Annotated in this window: 9 protein-coding genes; 3 read left to right on the top strand and 6 right to left on the bottom strand. The window is 71.2% G+C overall.

Features of this window, described 5'->3' with window-relative positions; translation table 11 throughout:
• Window positions 1-428: 428 nt before the first annotated feature.
• Together PSEJ35_RS0112675 and PSEJ35_RS16230 are read left to right on the top strand one after the other, a co-directional pair.
• Window positions 429-1610, top strand: coding sequence for a class I SAM-dependent rRNA methyltransferase (locus PSEJ35_RS0112675; RefSeq protein ID WP_028918120.1), 1182 nt, complete (start codon window positions 429-431; stop codon window positions 1608-1610).
• Window positions 1543-2061 (top strand): SDR family oxidoreductase, encoded by a 519-nt coding sequence (locus PSEJ35_RS16230; protein ID WP_343122517.1) that lies wholly within the window; start codon window positions 1543-1545, stop codon window positions 2059-2061. Before PSEJ35_RS0112675 ends, PSEJ35_RS16230 begins: the two co-directional genes overlap by 68 nt.
• Before the next feature lie 30 nt (window positions 2062-2091).
• Here PSEJ35_RS16230 and putP read toward each other — a convergent pair whose 3' ends face one another.
• Both putP and PSEJ35_RS16225 read right to left on the bottom strand, forming a co-directional pair.
• The gene (gene putP, locus PSEJ35_RS0112665; protein ID WP_028918119.1) at window positions 2092-3579 is read right to left on the bottom strand and encodes a sodium/proline symporter PutP; all 1488 of its coding nucleotides are present in this window, start codon (window positions 3577-3579) and stop codon (window positions 2092-2094) included.
• Window positions 3580-3681: 102 nt separating this feature from the next.
• Entirely contained in the window at window positions 3682-4119 is a 438-nt protein-coding gene (locus PSEJ35_RS16225) for a DUF488 domain-containing protein (RefSeq protein ID WP_084635550.1), read from the bottom strand.
• 87 nt (window positions 4120-4206) lie between these two features.
• Between PSEJ35_RS16225 and PSEJ35_RS0112655 the strand changes: the two genes are divergently transcribed.
• Window positions 4207-5592, top strand: coding sequence for a DNA recombination protein RmuC (locus PSEJ35_RS0112655; RefSeq protein ID WP_028918118.1), 1386 nt, complete (start codon window positions 4207-4209; stop codon window positions 5590-5592).
• Between the two features lie 55 nt (window positions 5593-5647).
• Here the strand turns inward: PSEJ35_RS0112655 and PSEJ35_RS0112650 are convergent, their stop codons facing one another.
• Genes PSEJ35_RS0112650 through mlaD form a run of 4 tightly spaced genes read right to left on the bottom strand, consistent with a single transcriptional unit; the run spans window position 5648 to window position 8149 of the window.
• Entirely contained in the window at window positions 5648-6688 is a 1041-nt protein-coding gene (locus PSEJ35_RS0112650; protein ID WP_028918117.1) for a VacJ family lipoprotein, read from the bottom strand.
• The gene (locus tag PSEJ35_RS0112645) at window positions 6685-6999 is read right to left on the bottom strand and encodes an STAS domain-containing protein (RefSeq protein ID WP_028918116.1); all 315 of its coding nucleotides are present in this window, start codon (window positions 6997-6999) and stop codon (window positions 6685-6687) included. The genes PSEJ35_RS0112650 and PSEJ35_RS0112645 overlap by 4 nt, the downstream gene beginning before the upstream one ends.
• Window positions 6999-7637, bottom strand: a complete 639-nt coding sequence (locus PSEJ35_RS0112640) for an ABC transporter substrate-binding protein (RefSeq protein WP_028918115.1) — start codon at window positions 7635-7637, stop codon at window positions 6999-7001. The genes PSEJ35_RS0112645 and PSEJ35_RS0112640 overlap by 1 nt, the downstream gene beginning before the upstream one ends.
• A complete protein-coding gene (gene mlaD, locus PSEJ35_RS0112635; RefSeq protein ID WP_028918114.1) occupies window positions 7634-8149 on the bottom strand; it encodes an outer membrane lipid asymmetry maintenance protein MlaD in 516 nt (171 codons plus the stop codon). The genes PSEJ35_RS0112640 and mlaD overlap by 4 nt, the downstream gene beginning before the upstream one ends.
• Between the last annotated feature and the right edge of the window lie 84 nt (window positions 8150-8233).

The raw sequence follows: 8233 nt of genomic DNA, 5'->3' as shown, positions 1-8233 counted from the left end.
GGGGCGGATGTGTTCCCCGCGCTCGCGGGGATGAACCGGGTTCGTCGCCCCCAATGTCGAAGCTGCGGCCGTGTTCCCCGCGCTCGCGGGGATGAGCCGTGAACCTGCGGCCCCGCAACCTCGATGACCTTGTGTTCCCCGCGCTCGCGGGGATGAACCGCGCACCCAGCGTCTCATTCGACTCCAGCGCGAGTGTGTTCCCCGCGCTCGCGGGGATGAACCGTGGTTCGGGCACCTGCACGATGCCACGCGGCAGTGTTCCCCGCGCTAGCGGGGATGAAACCGGAAATGCTCAAACCGGAGGGAGTCCCCCCTGGCCGGCCCTCGCCCCCTTCGCGGCGGCCGGCTTGACCGATGTTGCCGCCACTGCTCGCGGATCCGGCTCCTGCCAGGGTGTGGCCATCGCAGGACGCCCGTACAATTGGCGGATGAATACTCCCCTGCCCGCCGTGCGGCTGAAGAACGCGTGGCGTTCCGGCCATCCCTGGATCTTCCAGAAACTGGTCGAGAAGCCCCCGCAGAAGCCGCGTCCGGGCGAGCTGGTCGATGCCTTCGATGTGGACGGCCAGTTCATCGGCCGCGGCTTCTACAACGGCCACTCGCGGATCGCCCTGCGCATCCTCGAGACCGATCCGGCAGTGCCGGTGGATGCCGGCTGGTTCCAGCGCCGCATCGGCGAGGCGGTGGCGCTGCGCCGCGACGTGCTGAAGCTGGACGAGGTGTCCAACGCCTGGCGCGTGGTCCATGCCGAGGGCGACGGCCTGTCCGGCCTGGTCGTGGACCGCTACGACGACCTGCTGGTGGCCGAGTTCTTCAGCGCCGGCATGTACCGCCATCGCGAGTGGGTCTACGCCGCGCTGCGCGCACACTTCCCCGGCGCGCGCATCTACAGCTTTGCCGACGAACACGTGCAGAAGCAGGAGAGCTTCGACTACCGCCCGGTGTACAGCGAGGGCGGCGCCTGCGAGCCGGCGGTCATCACCGAGCACGGCGTGCGCTTCCGCGCCGACCCGGCCGGCGCGCACAAGACCGGCTTCTTCGCCGACCAGCGCGAGAACCGCGAGTGGTTCTCGCGCCAGGTCGCCGGCAAGCGCGTGCTCGACCTGTGCTGCAACACTGGCGGCTTCGCCGTGTACGCGGCGGTGCGCGGCGCCGCCGAGGTCACCGGCATCGACATCGACGCCGACGTGATCGAGATCGCCAAGGGCAACGCGCGCCTCAACAACGTGCGCCCGAAGTTCGTCCAGGCCGACATCTTCCCGTGGCTGCGCGACGCGGCCGCGCGCGGCGAGCAGTACGACGCGGTGGTGCTCGACCCGGCCAAGATGACCCGCGACCGCGACCAGGTCATCACCGCGCTGAAGAAGTACCTGGACATGAACAAGCTGGCGCTGGGCGTGGTCAAGCCCGGCGGCCTGTTCGCCACCTTCTCCTGCACCGGCCTGGTGGCCGAGGACCAGTTCCTGGACATGCTGCGCCGCGCCGCGTTCTACGCCGGGCGCACCGTGCAGGTGCTGAAGGTGGCCGGCGCCGGCCCGGACCATCCATTCCTGGCCAGCGTGCCGGAGTCGCGCTACCTCAAGGCGGTGTTCTGCCGCGTGCTGGACTGAGCCGGTTCGCCGGGGCGATCGCGCGGGAGACGTCATCGACGTCAACCTGCACGGGGTGATGTACTCGATGAAGTACGAGCTGCCGGCGATGCTCGCCAGCGGCGGCGGGTCGATCGTCAACATGGCCTCGATCCTCAGCAGCGTGGGCTGGAGCGGCTCGATCGCCTATGTCGCCGCCAAACACGCCCTGCTCGGCATGACTCGCACCACCGCGATGGAATACGCCACCCAGGGCATCCGCGTGAACGCGGTGGGCCCGGCGTTCATCGATACGCCGCTGCTGTCCGGGCTGGAGCCGGCCGTGCGCGAGAGCCTGGTCGGCCTGCATCCGGTCGGCCGCCTGGGCACCGCCGACGAGGTCGCCGCCCTGACCTGCTTCCTCCTGTCGAAGGACGCCTCGTTCATCACCGGCAGCTACCACCTGGTCGACGGCGGCTACACCGCGCGCTGAGGCGCGCGGTTCCGGCGTGGCACGGCTGGCTCAGTAGCCGTGCTCGCGCAGTGCGGCGCGCACCTGCGCGTGGCGCGCGGCCAGGTCGCCCGAGGGCGCCGCACCGAGCAGGCTCACCACCACGATCGCCACCGTCGCGGCGATGAAGCCGGGCACCATCTCGTACAGCGCGCTGCCGGTCTGCTTCCACAGGATCACCGTGGCCGCGCCGGCGAGCATGCCGGCCAGCGCGCCGTTGCGGGTCATCCGCTTCCAGAACAGCGACAGCACCACCACCGGTCCGAACGCGGCGCCGAACCCGGCCCAGGCGTACGACACCAGCCCCAGCACGCGGCTGTCCGGATCGCGCGCGATCCACATCGCCAGCAGCGCCACCGCCAGCACCATCGCCCGGCCGACCCAGACCAGCTCGCGCTGGCCGGCCGCCGGACGCAGCAGGCCGCGGTAGAAGTCCTCGGTCAGCGCGCTGGAGCACACCAGCAGCTGCGCCGACAGCGTGCTCATGATCGCCGCGAGGATCGCCGACAGCAGCACGCCGGCGATCCACGGGTTGAACAGGTGCTCGCCCAGCAGCATGAACACCCGCTCCGGATTGGCGTTGACCGGCCCGGCCACCTCCGGGTGCGCGGCGAACCAGGCGATGCCGGCCAGGCCGGTGGCCACCGCGCCGCCCAGGCACAGCACCATCCAGGTCATCGAGATGCGCCGCGCGCGTGGGATCGTGGCCAGGCTGTCGGCGGCCATGAAGCGGGCCAGGATGTGCGGCTGGCCGCAGTAGCCCAGGCCCCAGGCCAGCGCCGACACCACCGCGACCACGCCGCCGGCGCCGATCCACTGCAGCCGCGTGGGGTCGACCTGCTCGACGATCGCCAGCGCCTCGCCGGGGCCGCCGACGCCGATGATCGCGAACACCGGCACCAGCAGCAGGGCGAAGATCATCAGCGAGGCCTGCACCGTGTCGGTCCAGCTCACCGCGAGGAAGCCGCCCACGAAGGTATAGGCGATCGTCGCCACCGCGCCCCACAGCATCGCCTGGCCGTACGGCAGGCCGAACATGCTTTCGAACAGGCGCGCGCCGGCGACGATGCCGGAGGCGCAGTAGATGGCGAAGAACACCAGGATCACCAGCGCCGACAGGATCCGCAGCAGCCGGCTGCGGTCCTCGAAGCGGTGGGTGAAGTAGTCCGGCAGGGTCAGGGCGTTGCCGGTGCGTTCGGTGTACAGGCGCAGCGGCCCGGCCACCCAGCGCCAGTTGGCCCAGGCGCCGATCACTAGGCCGATCGCGATCCACGCTTCCGAGGCGCCGGTCAGGTACAGCGCGCCGGGCAGGCCCATCATCAGCCAGCCGCTCATGTCCGAGGCGCCGGCGGCCAGTGCGGTGACGAACCCGTTGAGCGAGCGCCCGCCGAGGATGTAGTCGTCGAAGGTGCGGGTGCGGCGCCAGGCGATGAAGCCGATCCCGACCATCAGCAGGAGGTAGGCGGCGAAGGTAACGAGCAGCGGGGTGCTGGCGGTCATCAGGGTCCCGGGTGAAAGAGGGCGGATGCCGTCCCCTCCCCGGGACCGGCAGGTCGCGCCGGCCTGTGCGCGAGCGCGGCCGGACGTACCGGCCGGCGCAGCCTAAGCGTGACCGCGTGCGCCTGGCAATCCGGCGCGCGGCGAGCCGGCGTGGCGGCCGGTCGGCCCGGTGTGGGCCCCGTGCAGGACGAAATCGCGCAGCGCCACCGCGTTGTTGTGCTCCTCGTCGCGGGCGCCGTAGAGCAGGGTCACCGGCCCGCGTTCCAGGTAGGCGCGCAACTGCGCCAGTCCATCCACGTTCGCCGCCAGTTCCTCGAAGTAGCGGGCACGGAAGTCGTCCCAGCGCAGCGGATCGTGGCCGAACCACTTGCGCAGCCCGGTACTGGGCGCCAGCGCCCGCAGCCAGGCCTGGATCTCCATCTCGGCCTTGGTGATCCCGCGCGGCCAGACCCCGTCCACCAGCAGTCGCTGGCCGTCGAGGGGGCCGGCGGGCTCGTAGACCCGCTTGAGGTGGATCGGGTGGCGGGAGGCTCTGGCCATGGACGGGGAGTGTCGGGGGCAGGGGTGTCGGGCACTGTGAAGGCCCCGCGTCGCGAACCCTGAGACCCCGGCCGGTAGACTGTCCGGATGACCGATACCGCCCTGCTCTACCTGCTCGCCGGCCTGCTGCTGGCCGTCCTCGCCCTGCTCCTGGCCCTGTTCCTGCGCCGCCCCGAGGCCGCCCTGGAGCGGCTGCGGACCCAGCTGGAGGAAGCCCTGCGCTCCGAACAGCGCGATGGCCGCCTGGAGCTGCGCCAGCAGCTGGACGGGCTGGCCACCAGCCAGGGCCAGCGCATCGACGGCTTCGCCCGGCACCTGGCCGACCTGGGCACCCGCACGGACACCCGTCTGGACCAGCTTCGCGACACGTTGACCGAAGATGCGCGCAAGTCGCGGCAGGAAACAGGTGAAATCCAGACTCGCTTCATGGAGCAGGTGTCCGCCCAGCTGCGCGAACTGACCCAGCGCAACGAGCAGCGCATCGGCGAGATGCGCGCCACCCTGGAGCAGCAGCTGCGCGCGCTGCAGGAGGACAACGCCCGCAAGCTCGAGCAGATGCGCGAGACCGTGGACGAGAAACTGCAGAGCACCCTGACCACCCGCCTGGACTCGTCCTTCAAGCTGGTCTCCGAACGCCTGGAGCAGGTCCAGCGCGGGCTGGGCGAGATGCAGACCCTGGCCACCGGCGTGGGCGACCTCAAGCGCGTGCTGACCAACGTGAAGACGCGTGGTACCTGGGGCGAGGTGCAGCTGGAGAACATCCTCGAGCAGACCCTCACCGCCGAGCAGTACGCGCGCAGCGTGCGGGTGCGCCCGGACAGCGGCGAGATGGTCGACTTCGCCGTGCGCCTGCCCGGCCGCGCCAACATCGACGCGCCTGTGTGGCTGCCGATCGACTGCAAGTTCCCGCGCGAGGACTACGAGCGCCTGCTCGACGCCCAGGAGAACGGCGACGCGGAGCTGGTGCGAACCACCGGCGCGCAGCTCGAGCGGGCGATCCGGATCCAGGCCAAGTCGATCTGCGAGAAGTACGTGGTGCCGCCGCACACCACCGACTTCGCGGTGATGTTCCTGCCCACCGAGGGCCTCTACGCCGAGGTGATCCGCCGCGCCGGGCTGACCGACGCGCTGCAGCGCGAGCACCGCATCGTCGTCGCCGGCCCGACCACCATCACCGCCCTGCTCAACAGCCTGCAGATGGGTTTCCGCACCCTGGCCATCGAGAAGCGCTCGTCCGAGGTCTGGCAGCTGCTGGGTGCCGTCAAGGCGGAATTCGGCAAGTTCGCCACCGTGCTGGAGAAGGCGACGTCGAACCTGGACAAGGTGCAGGGCAGCATCAAGGCCGCCGGCGTGCGCACCCGCGCGATCGAGCGCAAGCTGCGCGGCGTGGAGACGCTGGGCCAGGACCAGGCGCAGGCCCTGTTGGGCGACCTCGGTCCGGACGAAGCCGAAGGCGAGGACGAAGTGGTCTGAGGCCCGTCCCGCGGGCCAGGTGCCGCGCCGCCGGCGGGCAGCGCGGCACGGCCGCTCAGGGCACCATCACCGGCAGCGGCATGGCGTCGGCGGGCACCGTCGGGTGGCGATCGTCGTCTTCCTCGTCCCGCAGGTTCCCGTCGCGGCTGCGGCGATCGCTCTCGATCTTGAAGGTACGGCGCTTGATCCAGGCGTCGCGGGTGATCGCGTACTCGTCCGGCGCCGCGTCGCGCAGCGCGTCCACCGCCAGCAGCTGGGCGCGGGTGTCGACCAGCTGCGCGCCCTGCAGGGCAATGCGCACCTTGTCTTCCTCGATGCGCTGGACCACCGACAACGGCGCGTCGCCGGCCAGGCCGACCACGTCGCGCAGCGTGCGCGGGCCGAAGAACGGCAGTTCCACGTAGCGCGAGCTGCGCCAGCCCCAGATGCCCAGGGTCTGGCCGAAGTCCTCGCTGCGGCGCTTCATCTTCAGGTCGCTGGCCGGGTCGAAGATGCCGCCGATGCCCAGGGTCGAGTTGACCAGGAAGCGGCCAAAGGTCTGCACCGCGTCGCGCGGGCGGCCCTGCAGCACCTGGTTGACCATGGTCAGCGGCGAGGACAGGTTGTCGAAGAAGTTGGTCACGCCCAGCCGCACCGGCTGCGGGACCACGGTCACGTAGGCGCGGGCGATGGGGCGGGCGATGGCGCGGTCGACCACGTTGTTGAAGGCGTGGATGCGGCGGTTCATCGGCTCCCACGGATCGTAGGGAACCGAACCGGTCGCGCCATCGGCGCCGTTGCCGCTGGCGGTATCCTCGCCGTACAGCGCGGCGTAGTCGTCCTCTTCATCGGTCGGCGCCAGCGCGGCATCGGCATCCGTCGCGACGGGACCGGCGATGGCGTCATCGGCCGCGGGCTCCGTGGCAACCGCGGGATCGGTCGCCGCAGCCGCTTCGGCCGCGGACGGGGCCGGAAGCGTCGATCCGGCCTGTGCAGGTCCGGCGGCCTCGCCCGCCACCGCCACTGGTGCGGCGGCCTGCGCGGAAGGTTTCGGGCCGCTGGCGCAGGCGGCCAGGGCCAGCAGCATCGGGAACAGGATCAGGGCGCGCGCATTCATGGGGCTGCGTCCGCGTAGTCGAGGTCGTCATCCAGGCGATAGGCCGCGCGCAGTTCGGCCAGCCCTGCGGGCGCGCCCACGAGGGTCGCCGGCGTCCCGCGCTGGCCGATGCGCGCGGCGGCCTCGGCCAGCAGCGCCAGGCCGGCGCTGTCCAGCCGCGTCACCGCCGACAGGTCCAGGGTGTCGGCACCGTCGAGCAGGCCCGCCACCGCCGGCCACGCCGCGGTCGCGGCGGCACGGTCGAGCGCACCGGCCAGGTGCAGCACCGTGCCTTCCCGACGCAGGGCCGGGGCCGGGGACGCGGTCGCCATCACTCGGTCTTGGTCGGCTGCAGGTTGCCGGCACGCAGGTCGGCGGCGACCTGGGCGATCGACTTCTGCCGCAGCGGGGTGTCGAACTGGCTGCGGAAGGTCTGCACGTAGGACACGCCTTCGACCTGCACGTCGAACACCTTCCAGCCGCCGTTGTAGCGGACCAGGTAGACCACCGGGATCGGGCTGCCGCCGTCGCGGACCACCTCGGTGGAGACCTTGACGCCGCGGCCGTTGGGCAACGGCTCCTCGGACTTGAGCTGGATCCGCGGTCGGCCCTGGATGTTCAGCAGCGCCTGGCCGTACTGCTGCACGAGGCTGTCGACCATCGCATCGGCGAACAGCTTGACGTCGGCATCGCTGGCGCCGCGCCCGTGCGGGCCCAGCACCAGCCTGGCGGCGTATTCGCGGTCGAAGGAGTTGCTCAGCTCCGAATCGATGAACGCGCGCAGGGCCGCCGGGCTCTTCTGGAACTCGGCGCGGCGCGCCTGCAGGGTCGCCAGGATGCGGGTGCCGTTGTCGAGCACCTGCTTGCTGGCGGCGGAAGTGGCCGTGGCGGCCTGCTGGGCCAGCGCCGCCGGCGCCGTGGCGGCCAGCAGCGGAAGACCCAGGGCGAGGGAGAGGACGAGACGCTTCATGGCTGCGGGACTTCTTCTTCCGTGGGGGACGGGGGAGTGCTGCCGGCGCCGGAACCGCCGCCGCCGAACATGTACTTGCCGACCAGCTGGATCAGGTCCACGGCCGGCTGGGTATAGGTGATCTCGTCGCCCGGGCGCAGGGGCTCCGGGTCGCCGCCGGGCTGCAGGCCGATGTAGCTCTCGCCCAGCAGGCCGCTGGTGAAGATGCCGGCGGAGGTGTCGGCGGGCAGATCGGCGAAGCGGCTATCGATGGACAGGGTGACCACCGAGTCGAACTTCACCGGGTCCAGGTCGATCTTCTCGACCCGGCCGACCACCACGCCGCCGATCTTGACCGGCGCCTGCAGGCGCAGCTGGCCGAGGTTGCTGAAGCGCGCCACCAGCGGGTAGCTGTCGCCGCCGATGCCGAACTGGCGGTTGGTCGAGGCGAAGGCCAGCACCAGCAGCGACGCCAGCGCCAGCACCAAGAAGGCGCCAACCGCGAATTCGAGCCTGGGACCACGGATTGCCATGGGGGTCTACCTATCGGAACCGGTTTGAACGAGGGGACAACGGCGGGCGATCCGCCCGTCCTGCCATCGGCACCGGCGCAACGC

The organism is Pseudoxanthomonas sp. J35 (assembly GCF_000513995.1).
Lineage (GTDB): Bacteria > Pseudomonadota > Gammaproteobacteria > Xanthomonadales > Xanthomonadaceae > Pseudoxanthomonas.
This window is presented reverse-complemented; position numbering and strand designations above follow the sequence as displayed.